General features: G+C 58.7%; 22 protein-coding genes, 2 tRNA genes and 2 rRNA genes. 13 read left to right on the top strand and 13 right to left on the bottom strand.

Going from position 1 to position 24,825, the window contains the following annotated elements; genetic code table 11:
- Positions 1-118 precede the first annotated feature (118 nt).
- The 4 genes from PGR6_RS08515 to PGR6_RS08500 all read right to left on the bottom strand — a co-directional run bounded on the left by PGR6_RS08515 (position 119) and on the right by PGR6_RS08500 (position 5,059).
- Positions 119-3,010: ribosomal RNA gene (locus PGR6_RS08515) — 23S ribosomal RNA — on the bottom strand.
- Between the two features lie 246 nt (positions 3,011-3,256).
- Positions 3,257-3,332, bottom strand: a tRNA-Ala gene (locus PGR6_RS08510).
- Between the two features lie 29 nt (positions 3,333-3,361).
- A tRNA-Ile gene (locus PGR6_RS08505) sits at positions 3,362-3,438 on the bottom strand.
- Positions 3,439-3,520: 82 nt separating this feature from the next.
- Positions 3,521-5,059: ribosomal RNA gene (locus PGR6_RS08500) — 16S ribosomal RNA — on the bottom strand.
- Together the 16S and 23S rRNA genes with 2 tRNA genes alongside form the textbook arrangement of a ribosomal RNA operon.
- Positions 5,060-5,729: 670 nt before the next feature.
- On the opposite strand from PGR6_RS08500, the gene rhtA reads away from it, so the two are divergent.
- The 4 genes from rhtA to PGR6_RS08480 all read left to right on the top strand — a co-directional run bounded on the left by rhtA (position 5,730) and on the right by PGR6_RS08480 (position 8,541).
- The gene (gene rhtA, locus PGR6_RS08495; RefSeq protein WP_018929954.1) at positions 5,730-6,617 is read left to right on the top strand and encodes a threonine/homoserine exporter RhtA; all 888 of its coding nucleotides are present in this window, start codon (positions 5,730-5,732) and stop codon (positions 6,615-6,617) included.
- A 170-nt stretch (positions 6,618-6,787) separates the two neighbouring features.
- The gene (locus tag PGR6_RS08490; protein ID WP_018929955.1) at positions 6,788-7,069 is read left to right on the top strand and encodes a hypothetical protein; all 282 of its coding nucleotides are present in this window, start codon (positions 6,788-6,790) and stop codon (positions 7,067-7,069) included.
- A 99-nt stretch (positions 7,070-7,168) separates the two neighbouring features.
- Positions 7,169-7,909 (top strand): SDR family oxidoreductase, encoded by a 741-nt coding sequence (locus PGR6_RS08485; protein WP_064616805.1) that lies wholly within the window; start codon positions 7,169-7,171, stop codon positions 7,907-7,909.
- A 35-nt stretch (positions 7,910-7,944) separates the two neighbouring features.
- Positions 7,945-8,541, top strand: a complete 597-nt coding sequence (locus PGR6_RS08480) for a 2-hydroxychromene-2-carboxylate isomerase (RefSeq protein WP_064616804.1) — start codon at positions 7,945-7,947, stop codon at positions 8,539-8,541.
- 46 nt (positions 8,542-8,587) lie between these two features.
- On the opposite strand, the gene PGR6_RS08475 is transcribed toward PGR6_RS08480, so the two are convergent.
- From PGR6_RS08475 to PGR6_RS08460, 4 genes are all read right to left on the bottom strand, one after another.
- Positions 8,588-10,396: an aminopeptidase P family protein gene (locus PGR6_RS08475; RefSeq protein ID WP_064616803.1), complete on the bottom strand. Its 1,809-nt coding sequence runs from the start codon at positions 10,394-10,396 to the stop codon at positions 8,588-8,590.
- 56 nt (positions 10,397-10,452) lie between these two features.
- On the bottom strand, positions 10,453-11,619 hold the full coding sequence (locus PGR6_RS08470) for a cysteine desulfurase family protein (RefSeq protein ID WP_064616802.1): 1,167 nt from the start codon (positions 11,617-11,619) through the stop codon (positions 10,453-10,455).
- Positions 11,620-11,824: 205 nt separating this feature from the next.
- The gene (locus tag PGR6_RS08465; RefSeq protein WP_019582476.1) at positions 11,825-12,436 is read right to left on the bottom strand and encodes a LysE family translocator; all 612 of its coding nucleotides are present in this window, start codon (positions 12,434-12,436) and stop codon (positions 11,825-11,827) included.
- 101 nt (positions 12,437-12,537) lie between these two features.
- Positions 12,538-12,807 carry a hypothetical protein gene (locus PGR6_RS08460; protein WP_018929961.1) on the bottom strand — a complete coding sequence of 90 codons (270 nt, stop codon included), beginning with the start codon at positions 12,805-12,807 and terminating at the stop codon, positions 12,538-12,540.
- A gap of 311 nt (positions 12,808-13,118) precedes the next feature.
- Here PGR6_RS08460 and PGR6_RS08455 point away from each other — a divergent pair, with 311 nt between their 5' ends.
- The 9 genes from PGR6_RS08455 (at position 13,119) to PGR6_RS08415 (ending at position 19,997) form a co-directional block, all read left to right on the top strand.
- Entirely contained in the window at positions 13,119-13,577 is a 459-nt protein-coding gene (locus tag PGR6_RS08455) for a VOC family protein (protein ID WP_018929962.1), read from the top strand.
- Positions 13,578-13,838: 261 nt separating this feature from the next.
- A complete protein-coding gene (locus PGR6_RS08450; protein WP_064616801.1) occupies positions 13,839-15,050 on the top strand; it encodes a PepSY-associated TM helix domain-containing protein in 1,212 nt (403 codons plus the stop codon).
- Positions 15,047-15,589, top strand: a complete 543-nt coding sequence (locus PGR6_RS08445) for a hypothetical protein (protein ID WP_064616800.1) — start codon at positions 15,047-15,049, stop codon at positions 15,587-15,589. Before PGR6_RS08450 ends, PGR6_RS08445 begins: the two co-directional genes overlap by 4 nt.
- Complete coding sequence (locus PGR6_RS08440) at positions 15,586-15,906, top strand: hypothetical protein (RefSeq protein ID WP_064616799.1); 321 nt, start codon at positions 15,586-15,588, stop codon at positions 15,904-15,906. Before PGR6_RS08445 ends, PGR6_RS08440 begins: the two co-directional genes overlap by 4 nt.
- 2 nt (positions 15,907-15,908) lie before the next feature.
- The gene (locus PGR6_RS08435) at positions 15,909-16,481 is read left to right on the top strand and encodes a DUF6162 family protein (protein WP_064616798.1); all 573 of its coding nucleotides are present in this window, start codon (positions 15,909-15,911) and stop codon (positions 16,479-16,481) included.
- A gap of 35 nt (positions 16,482-16,516) precedes the next feature.
- On the top strand, positions 16,517-17,443 hold the full coding sequence (locus PGR6_RS08430; RefSeq protein WP_064616797.1) for a metal ABC transporter substrate-binding protein: 927 nt from the start codon (positions 16,517-16,519) through the stop codon (positions 17,441-17,443).
- Entirely contained in the window at positions 17,440-18,183 is a 744-nt protein-coding gene (locus PGR6_RS08425; RefSeq protein WP_064616794.1) for a metal ABC transporter ATP-binding protein, read from the top strand. Before PGR6_RS08430 ends, PGR6_RS08425 begins: the two co-directional genes overlap by 4 nt.
- Positions 18,183-19,082, top strand: a complete 900-nt coding sequence (locus tag PGR6_RS08420) for a metal ABC transporter permease (protein ID WP_018929969.1) — start codon at positions 18,183-18,185, stop codon at positions 19,080-19,082. The genes PGR6_RS08425 and PGR6_RS08420 overlap by 1 nt, the downstream gene beginning before the upstream one ends.
- Positions 19,083-19,997, top strand: a complete 915-nt coding sequence (locus PGR6_RS08415) for a metal ABC transporter substrate-binding protein (RefSeq protein WP_064616792.1) — start codon at positions 19,083-19,085, stop codon at positions 19,995-19,997.
- 104 nt (positions 19,998-20,101) lie between these two features.
- Here the strand turns inward: PGR6_RS08415 and PGR6_RS08410 are convergent, their stop codons facing one another.
- The 5 genes from PGR6_RS08410 to PGR6_RS08390 form a co-directional block, all read right to left on the bottom strand.
- A complete protein-coding gene (locus PGR6_RS08410; RefSeq protein ID WP_007934245.1) occupies positions 20,102-20,329 on the bottom strand; it encodes an MbtH family protein in 228 nt (75 codons plus the stop codon).
- Between the two features lie 81 nt (positions 20,330-20,410).
- Positions 20,411-21,823 (bottom strand): aspartate aminotransferase family protein, encoded by a 1,413-nt coding sequence (locus PGR6_RS08405; protein ID WP_064616790.1) that lies wholly within the window; start codon positions 21,821-21,823, stop codon positions 20,411-20,413.
- A gap of 134 nt (positions 21,824-21,957) precedes the next feature.
- Positions 21,958-22,443 carry a GNAT family N-acetyltransferase gene (locus PGR6_RS08400; protein WP_064616788.1) on the bottom strand — a complete coding sequence of 162 codons (486 nt, stop codon included), beginning with the start codon at positions 22,441-22,443 and terminating at the stop codon, positions 21,958-21,960.
- A gap of 128 nt (positions 22,444-22,571) precedes the next feature.
- A complete protein-coding gene (locus PGR6_RS08395; RefSeq protein WP_026286707.1) occupies positions 22,572-23,897 on the bottom strand; it encodes an ATP-binding protein in 1,326 nt (441 codons plus the stop codon).
- Positions 23,894-24,574 carry a response regulator gene (locus PGR6_RS08390; protein ID WP_018929974.1) on the bottom strand — a complete coding sequence of 227 codons (681 nt, stop codon included), beginning with the start codon at positions 24,572-24,574 and terminating at the stop codon, positions 23,894-23,896. Before PGR6_RS08390 ends, PGR6_RS08395 begins: the two co-directional genes overlap by 4 nt.
- Between the last annotated feature and the right edge of the window lie 251 nt (positions 24,575-24,825).

Here is a 24,825-nt window from a genome sequence, read left to right as displayed (position 1 = left end):
ATAGTTTCTGCGGCTTTTGTGAATGGTTGCGAACTTTCGGTTCATTGCGTCTTCACACACCGCAATCTGGTGCCCTTTCGCTTTTCAGCTCGAAGCATACAAATTGCTTGGGTGTTATATGGTCAAGCCTCACGGGCAATTAGTATTGGTTAGCTCAACGCCTCACAGCGCTTACACACCCAACCTATCAACGTCGTAGTCTTCGACGGCCCTTCAGGGGACTCAAGGTCCCAGTGAGATCTCATCTTGAGGCTAGTTTCCCGCTTAGATGCTTTCAGCGGTTATCTATTCCGAACATAGCTACCCGGCAATGCCACTGGCGTGACAACCGGAACACCAGAGGTTCGTCCACTCCGGTCCTCTCGTACTAGGAGCAGCCCCTCTCAAATCTCAAACGTCCACGGCAGATAGGGACCGAACTGTCTCACGACGTTCTAAACCCAGCTCGCGTACCACTTTAAATGGCGAACAGCCATACCCTTGGGACCGGCTTCAGCCCCAGGATGTGATGAGCCGACATCGAGGTGCCAAACACCGCCGTCGATATGAACTCTTGGGCGGTATCAGCCTGTTATCCCCGGAGTACCTTTTATCCGTTGAGCGATGGCCCTTCCATACAGAACCACCGGATCACTAAGACCTACTTTCGTACCTGCTCGACGTGTCTGTCTCGCAGTCAAGCGCGCTTTTGCCTTTATACTCTACGACCGATTTCCGACCGGTCTGAGCGCACCTTCGTACTCCTCCGTTACTCTTTAGGAGGAGACCGCCCCAGTCAAACTACCCACCATACACTGTCCTCGATCCGGATAACGGACCTGAGTTAGAACCTCAAAGTTGCCAGGGTGGTATTTCAAGGATGGCTCCACGCGAACTGGCGTCCACGCTTCAAAGCCTCCCACCTATCCTACACAAGCAAATTCAAAGTCCAGTGCAAAGCTATAGTAAAGGTTCACGGGGTCTTTCCGTCTAGCCGCGGATACACTGCATCTTCACAGCGATTTCAATTTCACTGAGTCTCGGGTGGAGACAGCGCCGCCATCGTTACGCCATTCGTGCAGGTCGGAACTTACCCGACAAGGAATTTCGCTACCTTAGGACCGTTATAGTTACGGCCGCCGTTTACCGGGGCTTCGATCAAGAGCTTCGCGTTAGCTAACCCCATCAATTAACCTTCCGGCACCGGGCAGGCGTCACACCCTATACGTCCACTTTCGTGTTTGCAGAGTGCTGTGTTTTTAATAAACAGTCGCAGCGGCCTGGTATCTTCGACCGGCGTGGGCTTACGCAGTAAATGCTTCACCCTCACCGGCGCACCTTCTCCCGAAGTTACGGTGCCATTTTGCCTAGTTCCTTCACCCGAGTTCTCTCAAGCGCCTTGGTATTCTCTACCCAACCACCTGTGTCGGTTTGGGGTACGGTTCCTGGTTACCTGAAGCTTAGAAGCTTTTCTTGGAAGCATGGCATCAACCACTTCGTGTTCTAAAAGAACACTCGTCATCAGCTCTCGGCCTTAGAATCCCGGATTTACCTAAGATTCCAGCCTACCACCTTAAACTTGGACAACCAACGCCAAGCTGGCCTAGCCTTCTCCGTCCCTCCATCGCAATAACCAGAAGTACAGGAATATTAACCTGTTTTCCATCGACTACGCTTTTCAGCCTCGCCTTAGGGACCGACTAACCCTGCGTCGATTAACGTTGCGCAGGAAACCTTGGTCTTTCGGCGTGGGTGTTTTTCACACCCATTGTCGTTACTCATGTCAGCATTCGCACTTCTGATACCTCCAGCAAGCTTCTCAACTCACCTTCACAGGCTTACAGAACGCTCCTCTACCGCATCACCTAAGTGATACCCGTAGCTTCGGTGTATGGTTTGAGCCCCGTTACATCTTCCGCGCAGGCCGACTCGACTAGTGAGCTATTACGCTTTCTTTAAAGGGTGGCTGCTTCTAAGCCAACCTCCTAGCTGTCTAAGCCTTCCCACATCGTTTCCCACTTAACCATAACTTTGGGACCTTAGCTGACGGTCTGGGTTGTTTCCCTTTTCACGACGGACGTTAGCACCCGCCGTGTGTCTCCCATGCTCGGCACTTGTAGGTATTCGGAGTTTGCATCGGTTTGGTAAGTCGGGATGACCCCCTAGCCGAAACAGTGCTCTACCCCCTACAGTGATACATGAGGCGCTACCTAAATAGCTTTCGAGGAGAACCAGCTATCTCCGAGCTTGATTAGCCTTTCACTCCGATCCACAGGTCATCCGCTAACTTTTCAACGGTAGTCGGTTCGGTCCTCCAGTCAGTGTTACCTAACCTTCAACCTGCCCATGGATAGATCGCCCGGTTTCGGGTCTATTCCCAGCGACTAGACGCCCTATTAAGACTCGCTTTCGCTACGCCTCCCCTATTCGGTTAAGCTCGCCACTGAAAATAAGTCGCTGACCCATTATACAAAAGGTACGCAGTCACAGAACAAAGTCTGCTCCCACTGCTTGTACGCATACGGTTTCAGGATCTATTTCACTCCCCTCTCCGGGGTTCTTTTCGCCTTTCCCTCACGGTACTAGTTCACTATCGGTCAGTCAGTAGTATTTAGCCTTGGAGGATGGTCCCCCCATATTCAGACAAAGTTTCTCGTGCTCCGTCCTACTCGATTTCATGACTAAGAGATTTTCGCGTACAGGGCTATCACCCACTATGGCCGCACTTTCCAGAGCGTTCCGCTAATCTCAAAGCCACTTAAGGGCTAGTCCCCGTTCGCTCGCCACTACTAAGGGAATCTCGGTTGATTTCTTTTCCTCAGGGTACTTAGATGTTTCAGTTCCCCTGGTTCGCCTCTTGCACCTATGTATTCAGTACAAGATAACCATCTTATGATGGCTGGGTTCCCCCATTCAGACATCTCCGGATCAAAGTCTGTTTGCCGACTCCCCGAAGCTTTTCGCAGGCTACCACGTCTTTCATCGCCTCTGACTGCCAAGGCATCCACCGTATGCGCTTCTTCACTTGACCATATAACCCCAAGCAATCTGGTTATACTGTGAAGACGACATTCGCCGAAAATTCGCATGCTCAATTAAGAGCAACTCACAAATTTTACCTTAGCCTGATCCGTTACCAGTGAAAGTAACGTTCAGTCTATCTTTCTATCACATACCCAAATTTTTAAAGAACGATCTAGCCAAAGACTAGAAATCAACATTCACCATCATCACGATGGAATGCTCATTTCTAAGCTTTCAACAACAGAAGCAGTAGTGGTGGAGCCAAACGGGATCGAACCGTTGACCTCCTGCGTGCAAGGCAGGCGCTCTCCCAGCTGAGCTATGGCCCCGTATTTCTACAGGTATTCCCACACAAAATTGGTGGGTCTGGGCAGATTCGAACTGCCGACCTCACCCTTATCAGGGGTGCGCTCTAACCAACTGAGCTACAGACCCAATTTCGGGCTGCTTCGTATCGTCTTCTTCAATGAATCAAGCAATTCGTGTGGGAACTTATGGAGCAGCTGATGTCGTCGATTAAGGAGGTGATCCAGCCGCAGGTTCCCCTACGGCTACCTTGTTACGACTTCACCCCAGTCATGAATCACACCGTGGTAACCGTCCCCCCGAAGGTTAGACTAGCTACTTCTGGTGCAACCCACTCCCATGGTGTGACGGGCGGTGTGTACAAGGCCCGGGAACGTATTCACCGCGACATTCTGATTCGCGATTACTAGCGATTCCGACTTCACGCAGTCGAGTTGCAGACTGCGATCCGGACTACGATCGGTTTTATGGGATTAGCTCCACCTCGCGGCTTGGCAACCCTCTGTACCGACCATTGTAGCACGTGTGTAGCCCAGGCCGTAAGGGCCATGATGACTTGACGTCATCCCCACCTTCCTCCGGTTTGTCACCGGCAGTCTCCTTAGAGTGCCCACCATTACGTGCTGGTAACTAAGGACAAGGGTTGCGCTCGTTACGGGACTTAACCCAACATCTCACGACACGAGCTGACGACAGCCATGCAGCACCTGTCTCAATGTTCCCGAAGGCACCAATCCATCTCTGGAAAGTTCATTGGATGTCAAGGCCTGGTAAGGTTCTTCGCGTTGCTTCGAATTAAACCACATGCTCCACCGCTTGTGCGGGCCCCCGTCAATTCATTTGAGTTTTAACCTTGCGGCCGTACTCCCCAGGCGGTCAACTTAATGCGTTAGCTGCGCCACTAAGAGCTCAAGGCTCCCAACGGCTAGTTGACATCGTTTACGGCGTGGACTACCAGGGTATCTAATCCTGTTTGCTCCCCACGCTTTCGCACCTCAGTGTCAGTATCAGTCCAGGTGGTCGCCTTCGCCACTGGTGTTCCTTCCTATATCTACGCATTTCACCGCTACACAGGAAATTCCACCACCCTCTACCATACTCTAGCTCGACAGTTTTGAATGCAGTTCCCAGGTTGAGCCCGGGGATTTCACATCCAACTTAACGAACCACCTACGCGCGCTTTACGCCCAGTAATTCCGATTAACGCTTGCACCCTCTGTATTACCGCGGCTGCTGGCACAGAGTTAGCCGGTGCTTATTCTGTCGGTAACGTCAAAACAATTACGTATTAGGTAACTGCCCTTCCTCCCAACTTAAAGTGCTTTACAATCCGAAGACCTTCTTCACACACGCGGCATGGCTGGATCAGGCTTTCGCCCATTGTCCAATATTCCCCACTGCTGCCTCCCGTAGGAGTCTGGACCGTGTCTCAGTTCCAGTGTGACTGATCATCCTCTCAGACCAGTTACGGATCGTCGCCTTGGTGAGCCATTACCTCACCAACTAGCTAATCCGACCTAGGCTCATCTGATAGCGCAAGGCCCGAAGGTCCCCTGCTTTCTCCCGTAGGACGTATGCGGTATTAGCGTTCGTTTCCGAACGTTATCCCCCACTACCAGGCAGATTCCTAGGCATTACTCACCCGTCCGCCGCTCGCCACCAGGTACAAGTACCCGTGCTGCCGCTCGACTTGCATGTGTTAGGCCTGCCGCCAGCGTTCAATCTGAGCCATGATCAAACTCTTCAGTTCAAACATCTTTGGGTTTTTAAGAAACCCTAAACTTGGCTCAGCAATCGTTGGTTACATCTTTGATTTCTCGCGGAGTAACTTGTGATGCTGATAATCTTGTTGACTATCAGTCTGACTCCACAAGCACCCACACGAATTGCTTGATTCAGTTGTTAAAGAGCGGTTGGTTAAGAGCTTTCGTCTCAACCGAGGCGCGCATTCTACAGCAGCCTCTGTTGCTGTCAAGCGGTTATTTTCAGAAGTTTTCAAAGTTTCCTTTGCAACTTCAACCACTTGCGCTTCCGATCTCTCGTTAGCGGGAGGCGAATTCTACAGCGTTAGTCGCTGCTGTCAACACCTCTTTTTCTCCGCTTTCGACCGAGAAGATCGAACCGTCAATAAGGCGACAATACCCTGCCTTACCAACTCCTTCTGGCTTCGATGAACTGAAGCGTAACCGCTGTCAAAAACTGCGTAACTCGTTGTTTACCAAGGAGTTTTCCGTTTCGACTGCGCCGGAAGTGGGGCGAATTATAGACGTCCAGAATCTGCCGTCAACCCCTGATTACGCTTTTCTATCAGGATGTTCAAAATCCCTGCTTATATATAGACGCAACCGCAACGAATGCGCAGTATATTGCCCAACACATTACAAACTACTCTCGTTTCTCACCTCGGACGATGCCACGCAATGAATGACCACCCCCGCAGCCTTGCCTCGACCCTGTTCTCGGTAGGCCTGCTCTTGATAGCCATGGCATCGATCCAGTCCGGAGCCTCCCTGGCCAAAAGCATGTTCCCGGTTATCGGCGCTCAAGGGACCACCACCCTGCGGCTGATCTTCGCCAGCGTGATCATGCTGCTGCTATTGCGCCCATGGCGAGCGAAGCTCACCGCAAAATCCCTGCGCACGGTAATTGTCTATGGGATGGCGCTGGGCGGCATGAACTTCCTCTTCTATATGTCCTTGAACACTGTCCCTCTGGGTATCGCGGTAGCCCTGGAGTTCACCGGCCCATTAGCGGTCGCTATTTATGCCTCACGTCGGGCGATCGACTTTCTGTGGATCGCTCTGGCGGCAGTGGGTTTACTGCTGTTGATTCCAACTGGCGCCACGAGCGCAGGTATTGATCTGATTGGCGCAGGTTATGCCCTTGGCGCCGGTGTCTGCTGGGCGTTGTACATTCTGTTCGGCCAGAAGGCCGGTGCCGACAATGGCGTGCAGACCGCCGCATTGGGCGTGATGATTGCTGCACTGTTCGTAGCCCCCATCGGTATCGTCCATGCTGGTGCTGCGCTGCTGACACCCTCGCTGATTCCCGTGGCCATCGGGGTCGCGATTCTGTCCACTGCCCTGCCCTACACCCTGGAGATGGTCGCCCTCACACGGCTGCCGGCCCGGACCTTCGGCACATTGATGAGTATCGAGCCCGCGTTCGGTGCACTGTCCGGCCTGTTGTTCCTCCATGAATACCTTTCCCTGTCTCAGTGGATGGCAATCCTGTGCATCATTCTGGCGTCCGTCGGCGCAACCATGACCATGGGGAGCACCGCCAAGCCCGCAGTAGCGGCGGATTGATACGAGATTTGACGAGGGTCTAGTATTTACCGCTCATTTAGGCCATGTTTAGGCCACGTAACTCAGTGTCAGACATGGATTTTTTCAGATAGGGATATCAGAACGCTTCAAGCAAAAGCGAATGCAGGCAGACCCGGGCACAAAGATCCGGGGCCTCAATAAGGACAGCAATGAAACGAATTTTGATACTGATCGCCGTGCTTGCAGTTGCGGGCTGCGCGGCGACCTCGAAAACCCAGATCAAACACGGCAAGAAAGGGCTGCATATCAACTGTTCCGGGCTGTCGTCCTCCTGGGACCAGTGCTACACCAGCGCTGCCAACTCGTGCGCGCCCAAGGGTTACAAGGTGATTGCCAAGTCTGGGGATGCGGTCGAAGAGCCCGGAGATTATCCGTTTGGCCTTAACCCGGCCGGCTATACCAGCCGCAGCATGATCGTCATCTGCAAGTAATCCTCCAACCCTATTGGGCTTGCGTAGCCCGATAGGCGCCTCGCCCGGGATGCTGCTAACGTTCGTCAGTCACTGACCGTTCAGCAAAGGGCGACATCCATGACCACCGCTATCAATAGCAAGAAAATCGTATTGGTCGTCGGCGCAGGCGATGCCACCGGCGGCGCCATCGCCAAGCGTTTTGCCCAGGAAGGCTACGTCGCCTGCGTCACACGTCGCAGCGCAGACAAACTTCAGCCACTGGTAGATGCCATCACGATCAGCGGCGGCGAGGCTCATGGTTTTGCCTGCGATGCGCGCAAAGAAGAGGACGTGATTGCGCTCGTCGAGCAGATCGAAACCGCGATCGGCCCCATCGAAGCGTTCGTCTTCAATATCGGCGCCAATGTGCCCTGCAGTATTCTCGAAGAAACCGCCCGCAAGTATTTCAAGATCTGGGAAATGGCCTGTTTCTCAGGGTTTCTCAATGCTCGCGAAGTGGCCAAACGCATGGTCACCCGCCAACGGGGCACGATCCTGTTCACCGGGGCCACCGCCGGTTTGCGCGGTGCCGCAGGTTTTGCTGCCTTCGCCGGCGCCAAGCACGGGATTCGCGCCCTGGCCCAAAGCATGGCCCGCGAACTGGGGCCGATGAACATCCACGTCGCCCATGTGGTGGTCGATGGTGCCATCGACACCGACTTTATCCGCGACAGATTTCCGGAAAAATACGCGACCAAGGATCAGGACGGCATCCTCAATCCCGAGCATATCGCCGAAAACTATTGGTACTTACACAGCCAGCCACGGGACGCCTGGACGTTCGAGCTGGATCTGCGCCCCTGGAGCGAACGCTGGTAAGCCTTCCCCTACGACAAAAAGAAGAGCACATCGACATGAGTAAAACCGTGGAGTTCTTTTTCGACCTCGGCAGCCCCGCCACCTACCTGGCCTACACCCAACTGCCGAAAATCTGCGCGCAGACCGATAGTCAGCTGATCTACAAACCGATGCTGCTGGGCGGCGTCTTCAAAGCCACCGGCAACGCCTCCCCGGTGACCATTCCGGCCAAGGGTCGCTACATGTTTCAGGATCTGGACCGCTATGCCAAACGTTACGGTGTACCGCTGAAGTTCAACCCGCACTTCCCCATCAATACCCTGATGTTGATGCGCGCGGTCACGGGCATGCAATTAAGTCATCCCGAACGCTTTCAGGCGTTTATCGATTGCCTGTTTCATGCCCTGTGGGTGGAAGGGCGCAGCCTCGATGATCCCGCGACCGTTGCCGCCGTGCTGACGCAAAACGGTTTCGATCCGAATGAAGTGCTGGCACTGACCGCCGATGAGAACGTCAAAGCCGCCCTCAAGAAAAACACCGAGGAAGCAGTACAACGCGGTGTATTCGGCGCACCGAGCATGTTTGTCGGGAATCAACTGTTCTTCGGCCAGGATCGGCTGGACTTCGTCCTTGAAGCCCTGCGGGCACAATAGCCAGGCATGAGCCAGGCGCTGTTTCCAGCGCCTGAACTCAAGCCGATCAAATAGCCGCGGTCCGGGTGTTCAACCACTCAAGGGCCGCGCCATCGAGCAACGGGCTCAGGCGCTCGCGCACTTCGGCATGGTAGCCGTTGAACCACTGCTTTTCGTCTTCGGTCAGCAACGACGGTTCCAGGCAACGGGTGTCGATCGGGCACAGGGTCAGGGTTTCGAACTTCAGGAATTCACCGAACTCGCTCTTGCCCGCCTCGCGGTTCAACACCAGGTTCTCGATCCGCACGCCCCAGCGGCCCGGACGGTAGGTGCCCGGTTCGATGGAAGTGATCATCCCTGGCTGCATTGCAGTTTGCGGCGCGGCTGCCGCCTGATAGGCGATCACTTGCGGGCCTTCGTGAACGTTGAGGAAGTAGCCGACGCCGTGACCGGTGCCATGACCGTAGTCGACACTTTCGGCCCAGATCGGTGCGCGGGCAATGGCGTCCAGCAACGGCGACAGAATGCCCCGCGGGAACTGCGCGCGGGAGAGTGCAATCACGCCTTTGAGTACGCGGGTGCAATCGCGCTTCTGCTCGTCAGTCGGCGTCCCCACCGGCACCATCCGCGTAATGTCGGTAGTGCCGCCCAAGTATTGGCCGCCGGAGTCGATCAGCAACAGGCCGTCACCCTCGATGACCGCGTGCTCTTCTTCGGTGGCGTGGTAATGCGGCATCGCACCGTTGGCATTAAACGCAGCAATGGTGTTGAAGCTCAGTGACACATAATCCGGACGCCGGGTGCGGGCCGCGGTCAGGTGTTCGTCGATGGTCAGTTCGGTGATGCGCTCACGCCCCCATGCCGCCTCCAGCCAGGCGAAGAATTCGCACAGCGCCGCGCCATCCTGCTCCATGGCCCGACGGATGTGCTCGGCATCGGCCAGGCTTTTTTGTGACTTGGCCAGGGTGGTCGGGTTCAGGCCTTCGACCAGTTTCACATCACTGTTCAAGTTATCCAGCAGACCCGCCGTGACCCGCGCCGGATCGACTTGCAGGCTCGCGCCGCTTGGTATGGCGCGCAAGGCGGCGGCCACTTCGCTGTAATCGCGCAGGGTCACGCCGTCCTGTTCAAGGATCGCACGCAGCTCGGCGCTGACTTTACTCAGGGCGACGAACAAGGTGGCCTGTTGCTGGCTAATGAGCGCGAAGGACACAAACACCGGGTTGAACGACACATCGCCGCCGCGCAAGTTGAACAGCCAGGCGATGTCATCGAGGGTGGCGATGAAATGCCAGTCGGCACCGCGCTCTTTCAACACGTCACGCAGCTGGGTGAGTTTTTCGCCACGGCCGACGGTCGCCTGAGGCGGTAAGTGCTGATAAATCGGCTCGTTCGGCAAGCTCGGGCGATCACTCCAGACTTCGCTCAGCAAATCGATGTCAGTGCGCAGACGTGCGCCGCGTTCTTGGAGTTTGCTGCTCAGGGTACGCGCCGACGCCACGGCCATCACCGCGCCATCGACTGCAACGACACCGCCTTCAGGCGTTTGCTCGGCCAGCCAATCAAGCGGGCCGGGTTGACCCGGTTGCAGCTTGACCAGCTCGATACCGCTGCCCTTGAGTTCCTTGCTCGCTTGTTCCCAATAGCGGCTGTCGGCCCAGACGCCGGCGAAATCCGGTGTGACGATCAGCGTGCCGACCGAGCCATGGAAACCCGACAGCCACTGCCGCCCCTGCCAATAGCCCGGCAGGTATTCCGACAGGTGCGGGTCGGCCGACGGCACCAACAGAGCATGAATGCCCTCCCGGCTCATCAGCTCGCGGGTTTGCGCCAGGCGCCGGGGTACCAATCCATTGATCGAAGGCTGCGTACTCATCGTGTCTCCTGCTAACCACTTCATCATTATTGTTGGGTGCCGATCAGAGTCGGCGCTTAAGGACCTGTCGCCCAGAATGCCGGAGCACTGGCGGTGGCCGTTTTGATCAGGTGCGCAGCCTGGTCGATATCTTGCTCGGTGGTGAAACGCCCCAGGCTCAGGCGAATGGTGCGACTGGCCGAGCGCGCGTCATGCCCCAGCGCCAGCAGCACATGAGATGGCGCATTACTGGCGGAGTTGCAGGCCGACGTCGCGGAAAACGCGATCGAGGTGCTCAACACCGCGGAATTGAACTCACCTTCGTTGAAGGTCAGGCTCAGGGTATGGGGAATGCGTTGGGTCGGACTGCCATTGACGCGAATACCGGAAATGCTCAGCAGCTGATCGAGCAAGCGTTCACGCAGGCGCACGATGGTGGCTTTTTCTTCATCGAACAAAGCGGCCGCCAGTGCGAAAGCGGCGCCCATGGCTGCGATCTGGTGCGTCGCCAGAGTACCGGAACGCAACCCGCCCTCATGGCCGCCACCGTGGATCTGCGCCTGCAGGCGCTGTTGCGCACGAGGCCCGACGTACAGCGCGCCGATGCCTTTGGGGCCGTAGACCTTATGCGCCGAGAACGACATCAGATCCACCGGCCACCGGGCCAGGTCGATCGCTACTTTGCCCGCGCCCTGAGCCGCGTCAACGTGGAACAACGCATCGCGATCACGCACCACCTGGCCGATGGCCGGGATGTCGTTGACGGTGCCCAGTTCGTTATTGACCAGCATCAGCGACACCAGAAAGGTGTCTTCACGCATCGCCTCGCTGACTGCTTGCGGAGTTATCAGGCCTTCGGCATCGGGCACCAGATACGTCACGGCAATGCCGGCATCCTGCAATTGTTTGGCGGTGTCGAGAATTGCCTTGTGTTCAATCTGGCTGGTGATGATATGGCCGCCGGACACACCGCGGGCCTGGGTAACGCCCTTGAGTGCCAGGTTGTTGGATTCGGTGGCTCCGGAGGTCCAGACGATCTGCTCGGCCTGGGCGCCCACCAGTTCGGCGACCTGGCGCCGTGCGTGCTCGACCGATTGCCGGGCCTGTTGACCGAAGGCGTGGGAGCTGGATGCCGGGTTGCCGAAGTTTCCGCTAAAACCCAGACACTCGACCATCACCTTGATGACCCGCTCATCCACCGGCGTGGTGGCGGCGTAGTCGAAATACAACGGACGTTTATTCATAGAAGACTCGCAGAGCGTGTTCCGGGATCAGGAAGCTCGTCACTGGAAATATCAAAGCGCCGCCTTATGAGCGGCGCCGAATTTGCAGAACGATAGCAATACCCGATCGGAGGCCATTAAAGAAGAACAACTTCATTTAAAAGTGCGTAGGAACGCTCCTGAAGTCGAGCTTAACAGGCATCGGGCAACCGGTTGAAGCAATGCGTCAGCTAAAACTTTCAAGCAACAACGGATACATGGAAGCCACCAGCAACAAGGCCATGCCCCAGTTGAACAGGCGTAGCCAGCGGCGATCGCGCAGCACATTGCGCAACAGCGTGCCACAACCGGCCCACACACCGACGCTCGGCAGGTTGATCAGAGCGAAGACCGCGGCAATCACAATCACATTGGTGAAATAGCCCTGCATCGGCGTGTAGGTGCTGATGGCACCGATGGCCATGATCCAGGCCTTGGGGTTGACCCATTGAAACGCCGCCGCGCCCAAATAACTGATCGGCTTGCCCTCGCCCTGCTCACCCTCGGCGACCGGCCCGGAATGCGCAATCTTCCAGGCCAGGTACAGCAAATACGCCGCGCCGACATAACGCAGCACGGTGTAAAGCAGTGGATAGGTTTGAAACACCGTGCCCAGGCCGAAACCGACGGCCACCACCAACACGAAGAAGCCGCAGGTAATGCCCAGCATGTGAGGGATGGTGCGGCTAAAGCCGAAATTCACGCCCGAGGCCAGCAACATGGTGTTGTTCGGGCCGGGGGTGATCGAGGTGACAAGAGCGAACAGGGCAAAGCCCAGCAGAAGGTCGAGCGAGAGCATGGGGGGCAGTCCATCAGAGTCAGTCAGGTGTTGACCCTATCGCACGCCTTGAGGGAAACCCATGGACAGTTGCGTGAAAGTTAGAGCAGTACAGTTGTCGCTCAGCTTTGGCGACCGTGCATCTGTACTGTGCGCTCGGCGTTCATCTCGCCTTGCTTGTCAAAACTGATCGATTTGGTCGGCTGGCCGAGCAATTCGGCTTTCTTCGCGTGGTACTCCTCGAAGGACAAGCCCCGACGGTTCAAGGCTTCCAGCGCCAGTTCCCGGGTTTCTTCAGCGGTGTAGGGGCGTAGTTCCGGTGAAACATGACTGGCACATCCGGCGAGGACGGAAACGGCGAGCAACAGAAAAGTGGTGAGTAGAGTTTTCATTTCGAAAGTCCGGATAGCTGGGTTCGGGGCAATGAACACAGGCTACCGACGCGCCCCGACGGGCAGAAATCAATGCTCTCGATAGTGGGTATCGGGAATTGGTGAACTGGCAGTGAACAAGCGTCGCGCCACAGAGAACCTGTCGATCCAGGTTCTTACCGCTGATGCACCAAAATTGCAGTGCGGCGCGTTGTCGTGACTGCGGCTACTCGTCGGGCACTCAGTTGTGGCGAAGGGGTTGACCTATAGTTATCCGACCGGAAAACGGCGAAGGAACACCTTAACTCCACAACAATAAAGGGAGAACCGTCATGAGCGTCAAACCTATTCCAGAGGGTTATCACAGCATCACCCCTTATCTGGGCATTCAGAAAGCTGCCGAAGCCATCGACTTCTACAAGAAAGCCTTTGGCGCCACCGAAGTCATGCGCCTGGCCATGCCCGACGGCGGCATCGGGCACGCCGAACTGCGTATCGGCGATAGCCCGATCATGCTGGGCACACCCTGTGACCAAGGGCCCTTGAGCAACCCGGACAAATCGCCGTCCGTGGGCCTGCATTTGTATGTGAACGATGTGGACAAGTCCTATAAACAGGCCATCAATGCCGGTGCCACGGTGGTGTCCGAGGTCAAGGATCAGTTTTATGGCGACCGCACGGGGACCTTGAAGGATCCCTATGGGCATGTGTGGTTTCTGGCCACGCGCAAGGAGGATCTGACGCAGGAACAGATCGAACAGCGGGCGAAGGAGATGTTCAAGCAGGGTTGATAGCTTCGGTATGTGATCAGCCCCCATCGCGAGCAGGCTCGCGATGGGGGCATCACATTCAACATCAATATTGGCTGTTCCCACACAGCGCAGAAACACGAAACATTTACTTTCATATCCCCTTTCGGGATTTCCGATGCTCATACGTCTTATTTAGATGCAGCCGGTCGCGTAGGCAAAAGCCACGACCGGGCCTTTCATGGACCTCAACGCTGGGAAGCCCGCAGCAGAGGTCCTCTCATCGAAACAAGACCTTTAATCATGTCGAAGAAATCCCGCTCAAAACTCTGGTTTCTGGTCCATAGCTGGCTGGCCCTGCCCATCTGGTTCTTTGTATTGATCGTCTGTGTGACCGGCACATTGGCGGTGGTCAGTCAGGAAATCGTCTGGCTGGCCAACCCGCAAATGCGCGCCAGCCCGCCTTCGGACGACGCGCCGCTGCTCAGCTATGACCAGATCATCGCCGCCATCAAAAAGGCCGAGCCCCAAACGCTGGTCGAAAGTATCAACCGTCCCGACGAGTCGCATTTCGCCCTGGACGTGAAGGTCAGCTACCCGGACGGACGCTCGGTGACGGTCTATGTGAACCCCTACAGCGGGGCGATTCAGGGCACCGCTCCACCCTTCAACTTCCAGGCCTTCACTCGCGCGCTGCATGGCTGGTGGCTGGTGCCATTCACCAACGGCTACAGCTGGGGCTGGTATCTGGTGTCGTTCCTCGGCTTGCCGATGCTGGCTTCACTGGTGACGGGGCTCGTGGTCTACAAACGGTTCTGGAAAGGCTTCTTGCGACCGACCCTGCGCATTCGTCATGGCGCGCGGATTTTCTGGGGCGACTTTCACCGGCTCAGCGGCATCTGGTCGATCTGGTTCATTGCGGTGATTTCCGTCACCAGCACCTGGTTCATGATTGAAGCGATCCTGTCCGATAACCACATTTCGATTTCCACCGCGCCGGTCGCCCCCGTCGTCCCGCGTGAGAGCGTGCCGCTCACCGTCGATGGCGCACCGGCGCCGATGATCAGCCTGGAAAGCGCGATCCGCGAGGCCAAGGAACGCATTCCTGGCCTGGAAGACAGCTCTGTCAGCCTCCCCGCCAATGCCTATAGCCATCTTTTGGTGAGCGGGCGCAGTTGGTACCCGTTGATCTACCAGAGCGCCGAGGTCAACCCTTACACCGGTGACATTTCCACCACGCGCCTGCTGTCGGATCGTTCGGGTCTGGAGCTGGTGACCGAATCCATGCGTCCGCTGCACACCGGCGATTTCGGCGGTATCTGGATCAAGCTGATCTGGTTCTTCTTTGGTCTGATCCTGAGCATGATGGTCCTCAGCGGCCTGTTGATCTGGACCAAACGCACCGCCCTGGCCACGGCCAATGCGCTCAAGCGCAGCAACAAGCGTCCACGGGCTGCGCTGACCGGCCAGCCGGCCCCGGCCATGAGCCGCGAAGCCACGGAGGGCAGCCGATGAGCCAGGTCGCAGCAGAAAAACCACGCTCGCCGCTAAGCCGCTTCTGGCACACATGGCGTTTCCACATCAACGTGCTGCTGTTGCTGGTGCCGCTGGGATTCATGCCCAAATACTTCGCCGACGCAGCGCTGTTTCGCGGAGACACCGGCCTGGGTGAGCGTGAAGTCGGAGAAGTTCAGGTCGGCCCCTGGAGCCTGCGCCTGGCTGAATTACGCAACGCTGCCCCGGTATCCGATGGCCCTGCCGGCTACTTGAAGTCCTTCAATGCTGCGCTCTGCGACAGCTGTCGCGATCAGGTCAAGGCGACTTACCTGCGCATTGGCAAACCGCGCAGCCTGCGCGCCGCCGGGGTGATTTTCTTTGGCACGCCCTACCACATGGGCGCCGCGTTGCCGGTACCCGAAAAGACCAAAAACGACGCTGAACTGTGGATCACCATGGAAGGCTGGGACGGCGCCATGCATCAAGCCTCCATCCCCCTGAGCCAGGCGTCGCCGGCCACCGTCGCATGGCTGAACAGACAAGGAGGCAAACCATGACCAGCGTTTTTCGCCCCGTTTTACTGGTGCTCAGCACCGTCTTCAGCACCAGCGCTCTGGCCCACAACCCGATGTGCGAGTGCAAGGCCATCGACGCCGAACAGATCCGTTGCACCGGTGGTTTCTCCGACGGCAGCGGCGCGCCGGGCGTGACTCTGGATGTGATCGGCTACGATGAAACCATTCTGGTGCCAGGCAAGCTCGGCACCGATTCGACCCTGACGTTCAAGAAGCCCGGCGCTGAATTCTACGTGCTGTTCGACGCCGGTCCCGGCCACGTGGTCGAGATCGACCAAGCCGACATCGAGGCGCCCTGAGCATGAGCACGCCAACCACCCAAGTGGTGCGCCCGGCCGGAGCCGGCCATGAAACCCTCTATGTGTTGCTGTTGTGCCTGATGATCCTGGCGGTGGCCGGCTCGGTAGTCGCCTGGCGCGGCGAGTCCCGGGAAGTGAGCAGCGTCGGCAGCCATCAACTGGATGCCCGCCGCGACCTGAGCGCATCCGAGCAAGGTATTTACGCAGACCTGCGGGTCACGCTGGATGAAATCCATCTGTTGCGCGAGGAACAGCAAGCGCTGCCCACACCCGCCACCCTCGCCGAGGAAGGTTTCGCGCCGTTTGCCCAAGACGCCAGTTCTGTCAGTCGAGGCGGTCATGCCTGGCAATTGCTGGACGCCAAGGCGTACTTCGGCCAGAGCCAGGCACCCACCGTGGCCGGCTCATTCCTGATGCGTTTGACTGCTGACGACGATGCGCCAGACATCTGGCTCAACCGCTCCAAAGCCCTCGCGCCCCCGGCTGATCTGACTGACGCCGCGCTGGAAAGCGCTGGCTGGCAGCAGATCGTCGCGCAATTCGATGCCGGGGTCACCCGCCAGCATCGGCACTGACCCCTCGCCCTCACCCGAGAGAAGACCGCTTTCCCATGCCTAGTTCATCTCAACGTCGTTTTTTGCGCCTGCTGCTGGTCGGCCTGCTTGCCTGTTTGCTGACGCCTCTGGCCAGTGCTGACGAAGCCAAGCGCCTGCGCATCGGCATCACCCTGCACCCTTATTACAGCTACGTGGCCAATATCGTCGGCGACAAGGCCGAAGTGGTGCCGTTGATCCCGGCCGGTTTCAACCCGCACGCCTATGAGCCCCGCGCCGAGGACATCAAACGCATCAGCGGGCTCGACGTAATCGTGCTCAACGGTGTGGGCCATGACGACTTCGCCGACCGCATGATCTCCGCCAGCGAAACCCCGAATATCAAAGTGATCGAAGCCAACGAAAACGTGCCACTGCTGGCCGCCACCGGTGTCGCCGCTCGCGGTGCCGGTAAAGTGGTCAACCCGCACACGTTCTTGTCGATCAGCGCTTCGATTGCCCAGGTCAACAACATTGCCCGCGAGTTGGGCAAGCTCGACCCGGCCAACGCTAAAACCTACACCCAGAATGCCCGCGCCTACGGTAAGCGCCTGCGGCAGATGCGCGCCGATGCCCTGGCCAAACTGACCCAGGCGCCGAACGCCGAGCTGCGCGTGGCCACGGTCCATGCTGCCTACGACTATCTGCTGCGCGAGTTCGGCCTGGAAGTCACTGCCGTGGTCGAGCCGGCCCACGGCATCGAACCCAGCCCCAGCCAACTGAAAAAGACCATCGATCAACTGCGGGAGCTGGACGTGAAAGTGATCTTCTCGGAGATGGATTTCCCGTCCACTTACGTCGAAACCATCCAGCGTGAGTCCGGGGTGAAGCTGTATCCGCTGTCGCACATTTCCTATGGCGAATACACCGCCGACAAGTACGAAAAGGAAATGACCGGCAACCTCAACACCGTGGTTCGGGCGATTCAGGAGTCTGGCGCATGACCGCTCAAGAAACCCTGACCGTACAAAGCGCCGGCCCGACCCTCGACTTCGCCGAAGTCAGCCTGACGCTGGGGCGCACGACCATCCTCGACAACGTAACTTTTCAGGTCCGGCCCGGCAGCGTGCATGCCCTGGTTGGCCCCAACGGTGGCGGCAAGAGTTCGCTGATCAAGACCCTGCTCGGGCAGATGCCGCATCAGGGCCGTTTGAGCCTGCAATGGCCCGACGAACCGGGGACTATCGGCTACGTGCCGCAAGCGCTGGAGTTTGATCGCGGTTTGCCGATGACCGTCGACGACTTCATGGCGGCCATGTGTCAGCGACGTCCGGCGTTCCTCGGTTTGAGCAAGCATTACGCAACGGCCATTGGCGAGGCGCTGGAACGGGTCGGCATGCAGGACAAACGCAAACGGCGCATGGGCGCGTTGTCCGGCGGCGAACGCCAGCGGGTTTTGTTGGCCCAAGGGCTGATTCCGGCGCCGCAATTGCTGGTGCTCGATGAACCGATGTCGGCGCTCGATGAGGCCGGTATCCAAGTGTTCGAACGGCTGCTGGGCGATTGGCGCCAGAGCGGCATCACCGTGCTGTGGATCGAGCATGATCTGGAAGCGGTCGGGCGTCTGGCGGACCGGGTCACCGGGCTCAATCGTCGGGTGTTGTTCGATGCCACGCCGAAACAGGCGCTGACCCCGGAGCGACTGCTGACCTTGTTCTCGACCCATCCCCGGAGCGCTGCCTGATGAGCTACGAAGCCTTTCGTTTGATGGTCCAGGGTTGGGCCTCGTCGGGTTACCTGCCGGAAGCGCTGGCCTATGGATTTGTGGTCAACGCCCTGCTCGCTGGATTGCTGATCGGCCCGGTGCTGGGCGGTTTGGGCACGCTGGTGGTGGTCAAGCGCTTCGCATTTTTCTCCGAAGCGGTGGGTCACGCGGCGTTGACTGGCGTGGCCATCGGCATTCTGCTCGGTGAACCTTACACCGGGCCTTATGGCAGCCTGTTCGGTTACTGCCTGCTGTTCGGGATTTTGCTGAACTACCTGCGCAACCGCACGGGTCTGGCGCCGGATACATTGATCGGCGTGTTTCTGTCGGTGTCGTTGGCGCTGGGCGCGAGCCTGCTGTTGATTCTGGCGGGCAAGATCAATGTGCACATTCTGGAAAACGTGCTGTTCGGCTCGGTACTGACGGTCAACGGCAACGACCTGCTGGTGTTGGCTATCGTCGGCTCGCTGGTCATGGCACTGGCCCTGCCGCTGTACAACCGCATCATGCTCGCCAGTTTCAACCCGCAACTGGCGGCGGTACGTGGCGTGGCGGTGAAAACCCTGGACTACCTGTTCGTGATCCTGGTGACGCTGATCACGGTGGCAGCGGTGAAAGTCATCGGCGCGATTCTGGTCGGCGCCCTGCTGGTGATTCCAGCGGCGGCCGCGCGGTTGCTCAGCCAGTCGTTGAAGGGTTTTTTCTGGTGTTCGGTGCTGATTGCCACGGTGAGCACCTTGTGCGGAATTCTCGCGCCGATTGTCTTTGACCTGCCCATCCCGTCCGGTGCCGCGATCATTCTGGTGGCCGGTATCGCCTTCGCCCTGGCCGCGATCGCTCGCGGCATCCTCCCCAGCCTGAAAGGGAACCTCGGATAAATGTGCTTTTCTCTGCGTCAACTGACCCTGGCATTGACCTTCACATTGCCCCTGTGCGGTCTGGCCAATACTTGCGCTGCGGCGGACAGCGCCAAACCGCTGCACGTGCTGGCGTCCTTGCCGATCACCTATGGTCTGGGCGAAGTGTTGCTCAAAGGCACCGAAATCAAACTGGAACGGGCCGCTCCAGAGAATCTGCCCGGCAGCCGACAGACCGCCTATTTCACCGGTCGTGGCGCTCCGGCGCTGGCCAAGCTGGCGACCGACGCCGATGCCGTGATTGGTCTGCGTTCCCTGTGGGCGGATGATCCGCTGTACCCGATATCCCGGCGCAGCAATATTCGTATCGTCGAAGTCGACGCCGCCCGCCCGGTGGACGGCGCCCTTCCCGGCATCGCCGTGCAGCCCGGCAGCAAGGTCGACGGGTTGAACAGCCAGCCGTGGCTTTCCAGCAACAACATGGGGCGCATGGCAGACGTGATGGCGGCGGACCTGGTGCGCCTGGCGCCGGCGGCCAAACCGACCATCGAGGCCAATCTGGCAGCGCTCAAGCAGCGCCTGCTCAAGCTCAGTGCCGACAGCGAAGCGCGGCTGGCCAGTGCCGATAACCTGAGCGTGATGAGCCTGAGCGATCATTTCGGCTACCTGATCGGCGGCCTCAACCTGGAGCTGATCGGCCTCGATGCACGGCCGGATGCCGAGTGGACGCCTGAAGCGCTCAAGCAGTTGAGTGCGACGCTCAAGGACCATGACGTGGCGGTGGTGTTGCATCATCGACAGCCGTCGGAGGCGGTGAAAGCGGCGATCTCGCAGGCAGGCAGTCGGTTGGTGGTGTTGAGTGTCGATGCGGCGGATCCGGTGGCCGAGCTGGAAGGGAATGTGGATCAAGTGATCAAGGGGTTGAGCGGGGCATAACGTCGGTTAAACCCGCGATGGCAGCCGCGCAGACAACAGAGATTTCAAACGTGAAAAACCCGCTGACCGTCACCGGTTCAGCGGGTTTCTTTTTGCGCGGCGACTCAGTGAGCCACGGCCGCCTGCTCTTCCATTTTCTGGCGCAGGCTCAGTGGACGCATGTCAGTCCAGACCTCTTCGATGTAGGCCAGGCATTCCTTTTTCAGGCCGCTCTTGCCCACGGTGCGCCAGCCTTGTGGCACGGCTTTGTAGTCGGGCCAGATCGAGTATTGCTCTTCGTGGTTGACCACGACCTGAAAGAGGATGTCCTCGCGGTCGAATACTGACGTCATGCTGTCTCTCCATCGCTATAGGGTGGGCTGCACACCGCGCGCAGCCGTTATGTAGAAGGAACGTTAAAGGCGCTGAAAAATTTAGAGGCTGGCGACGGCTGCGGCCATGGCCCTGCCGAAAATGTCGGCCACCCGATCGATTTCGGCAGCGGTGATCACCAACGGCGGCAGGAAACGCACGACACCGCCATGACGCCCGCCCAGCTCGAGGATTAACCCACGCTTGAGACATTCGCGCTGCACCAACGACGCCAGACGACCGAATACCGGTGGATGGCCTTGAGCGTCCGGCGCACCAGCCGGGTCGACCAATTCGACACCCAGCATCAAGCCACGTCCGCGAATGTCGCCCAGCTGCGGGAAGTCCCGCTGCAGGATGTGCAGGTGTTCGCTCAAGCGCTCGCCCATGGTGGCGGCGTGCTCGCAAACCTTGTGCTCGGTCAGGTAGCGCATCACCGCAGAGCCTGCGGCCATGGCCATCTGATTACCGCGGAAGGTTCCGGCATGGGCGCCTGGCAGCCAGGTGTCGAGCCAGTCGCGATAGACCACCACCGCCAGCGGCAGGCTGCCGCCGATGGCCTTGGACATCACCACCACATCCGGAATGATTCCGGCGTGCTCGAAGGCGAACATCTTGCCGGTGCGGGCAAAGCCGCTCTGAATCTCATCGACGATCAGCGCCACGCCGGCCTGCTCGGTGATGCGCCGCAAACCGCGCAGCCAGTCGAGATCGGCCGGAATCACCCCGCCCTCGCCCTGCACCACTTCGACGATCACCGCAGCCGGCAGTTGCACGCCAGCCTCTGGATCGTTCAGCAGGTTCTCCAGGTAATTCAGGTTGACCTGCACTCCCTGCGCGCCACCGAGCCCGAACGGGCAACGGTAATCGTAGGGATACGGCATGAACTGCACGCCATTGCCGAGCAAGGCACCCAACGGCTTTTTCGGTCCCAGACTGCCCATCAGGCTCAGCGCGCCCTGACTCATGCCGTGGTAACCGCCCTGGAACGACAAGACGGTGCTGCGCTCGGTGGCGGTACGCACCAGCTTCAGCGCGGCTTCCACGGCATCGGTGCCGGTGGGGCCACAGAACTGAATCTTCGCTTCAGCGGCCAATGCCGGCGGCAGCAGGCCGAACAGGTCCTGGACAAACCGGTCCTTGACCGGCGTGGTCAGGTCGAGGGTGTGCAGCGGCAGTTCATCGCTCAGCACTTGCTGGATCGCTTCGATCACCACCGGATGGTTGTGCCCCAGGGCCAGGGTCCCGGCACCGGCCAGGCAATCGATGAAACAACGGCCTTCGACGTCTTCGACAAAAATGCCCTTGGCACGCTTGAGTGCCAGGGGTATGCGTCGCGGGTAGCTGCGGGCGTTCGATTCCTGTTGGCTCTGACGGGCCAGCAGCGGCGATTCGTTGAACTGATAAAGCGTCTCGGCAGGCGTCGGGGCAATCCGGGCCGGCTGATCTTCGATAAGGCTGGTAGCGACTGACATCTCTCGACCCCTGTTGATAGTGACCAAAACTGCACACCGGGCAGGTGCGCATTCCGTTCACGGGGCGCACTTGCAGGTTTTCCTGTTCTGGAAACGCATCAAGGGCTCGAGGATTTAGACCCTCGATCAGCTTTCTATGAAGGTGGTGGCAGCGCCTTGTGCATGGGAATGGCGTGGAGCCCCGCCACCGTGAAAGCTTCAGCGCAAGCCCGGTAACCCAGGCGGTGGTAAAACGCTTCGCCGGTGCGCGTGCTGTTGAGACGTACCTGGGGCAAACCCTGAGCAATCAACCACGTCTCCAGATCATGCACCAACGCTTGTCCGGCGCCCCGTCGAAACCATTCCGGTTGCACGTAACAAAACGCAACCTTGCCGCTGATCGCCGCCATGGCGACGCCGACCGGTTTGTCTTGCAACAGGGCGATGTTCAGGTACAACCGCGGGTCGTTCAGCCAGGGCTGCACGTGTTCGATGGTTTTGTTGTGGGTCCAGGTGGCGACGGTTCGCGGGTCGTTACGGTGGTCGAGCGCGCAGCCGACGCGAATGGAGCGCTCGACGATTCGGCTGATGATGCCGGCGTCGGCAGACGTTGCCTTGCAGATGTGTATCGATGCAGTCATGGCGCTGTTACCTCAATCCATTGAGTCAAAGCTGCCGGGGACGATAACGCCGTGGGGGCCGGGAGGCCAACGGAGAGACGTTACATTTGGTGTGCAACAACATAGACACCCTGTGGGAGCGGTGTCTGTTAGACAGGTTGCAACGGCATCGTCAATTCAACCCGCAGGCCATCCGGCCGGCTGTCGAAATGCAGGGTACAGCCGCAGCGCTGGACGATGGCCTGGACAATCGCCAGACCGAGGCCGCAACCGGTGCTCTGGCCATTGCGCCAGAAGCGTTGGGTCAGGTGTTGCAAGTCGTCTTCGGCAATTCCCGGACCGTGGTCGCGCACCAGAAAGTGCACGCGATTGCCATTGGTTTCCAGGCTCAGCTCCACCGCCCTATCGCCCGGTGTATGGCGCAAGGCGTTGTCGAGCAAGTTGCGTAATGCAGCAATCGACAGCACTGCGGGCATTTGCAGCGGCGCATCGGAGAATCTGGCCGGCACCTGAAACTTGATCCGCTGACGATCGCCGCTGGCGGCATCCTGAATCGCCAGTTTTGCCACCTGCTCAGCGCTGCACTGCACGCCATCATCGAACGACAAGCTGCCCTCGACACGCGCCAGCAGCAGCAATTGTTCAAGGGTACGGTGCAGACGGTCGGCGCCCTCTTCGGCCCGGGCCAGGGACTGATCCCGTGCGGCACCGTCGGTCATGCGCGCCACTTGCAGGTGGGTTTTGATCGCAGTCAGCGGGCTACGCAATTCGTGCGCCGCATCACCGGTCAGGCGTCGTTCACGCTCGATGGTCTTGCCGATGCGCTGGAACAACTGATTCTGGGTTTCCAGCAGCGGTTGCAATTCGCTGGGCAACGGCTGGATCTGCAATGGCTCCAGAGAATCGGCGCTACGCCGCATCAACGCATCGCGCATACGATTGAGCGGTGCCAGCCCCTGACCGATGCCGAGCCACAACAGGCACAGGCAGCCAAGCAGCGCCACGCCGACGGGCACCGAAGCCGCCAGCAGAATGGACATGTTCAGCGCTTCACGCTCGATCTGCCGGTCGGCGGTGGTAATGCGCACATCGCCCCGCGCCAAGGTGAAACTGCGCCATGGCGCGCCGTCGATAATCTGATCGTGGAAACCCATTTTCTCGGCCTCCAGCGCTTGCTCGGGGTTGCTGTGGCTGCGGGCCAGAATCTCGCCGCGCAACGAGCTGACCTGACAGGCCATGCCGCCGGGGATATTCAGTTGTTCAGCGCTGAAATGGGTGCCCTCGCCCTTGCTCGGCAATGCCGGCAGTTGCTCCAGTAACCCGGCGACCATCCGCGCCGAGGCAACCAGCCGCTGGTCGAGGGAAAACATCATCTGGTTGCGCAGATCGCTGAGCATCCAGGCGGCGGCCAGGGCCCAGATCAGCGCAAATGCGGCGCCGAGGGTCAGGCTCAGACGCAAACGCAGGCTCATCACTTCGATTCTTCTCCGCCATCGGCCGGCCCCAGGCGATAGCCCAGGCCACGCACCGTCTCGACAATGCCATTGCCGAGTTTACGCCGCAGGTGATGGATATGGACGTTAAGGGCGTTGCTTTCCAGCTCATCGTTGAAACCGTAGACGCTGTCTTTCAGTTGCTCGGTTGAGAGTACGCGACCACGGTTGTGCAGCAAGGCTTGCAACAGCGATTGCTCGCGACGGGAAAGGTCCACCGGCTGACCGCCCAGCATGGTTTCGCGGCTGCTCGGATCGTAGGTCAAACGACCGTGCTCGATCAGGTTGACGCTGCGCCCCGCCACTCGTCGCAGCAAGGTGTGCAGGCGCGCTGCCAGTTCGCGCAGGTCAAAAGGCTTGAGCAAGTAATCGTCGGCCCCGGCCTGCAAACCGTCGACGCGATCGGTGACCGAATCCCGCGCCGTGAGAATCAACACCGGAATCTCCAGGCCACTGTGACGCAACTGCTGCAACAGCTTCAGGCCATCCTCATCGGGAAGGCCAAGGTCGAGCACCATGACATCGAACTCAGCCACCTTGAGCATCGCCCGGGCAGCCGACGCGGTGGCGACGTGCTCGACGGTCAGGCCTTGCGCGGTCAGGCCGGCAACAATTCCGCTGGCGATCAGCTCATCGTCTTCGCAAACCAGTACATGCATGGGAGCCCCCAGGACAAAAAAGCGAGTGAAGCAGCTGAGGATTAAGCCGCAATTATGGCAAGGCCCGCCGCTGACGAGAAGCAGCGCCTCCCTCGCAGGCGTCGCGACCGCTAAGCGACGAAGTTGAAAGTGAAGTTCGCTGTTAATCCATGGCCGAACGCCTGCGCACATGTCGTTTCAAACCGAAACATATTCCATCCTGAAAACATGACCACAGCGTAAAACATCACGCTACCCTAGCACGGCTCCAC

Source organism: Pseudomonas sp. GR 6-02, assembly GCF_001655615.1.
GTDB lineage: Bacteria > Pseudomonadota > Gammaproteobacteria > Pseudomonadales > Pseudomonadaceae > Aquipseudomonas.
The sequence above is the reverse complement of the archived record's forward strand: the minus strand, read 5'-3'. Positions and strand labels throughout refer to the sequence as shown.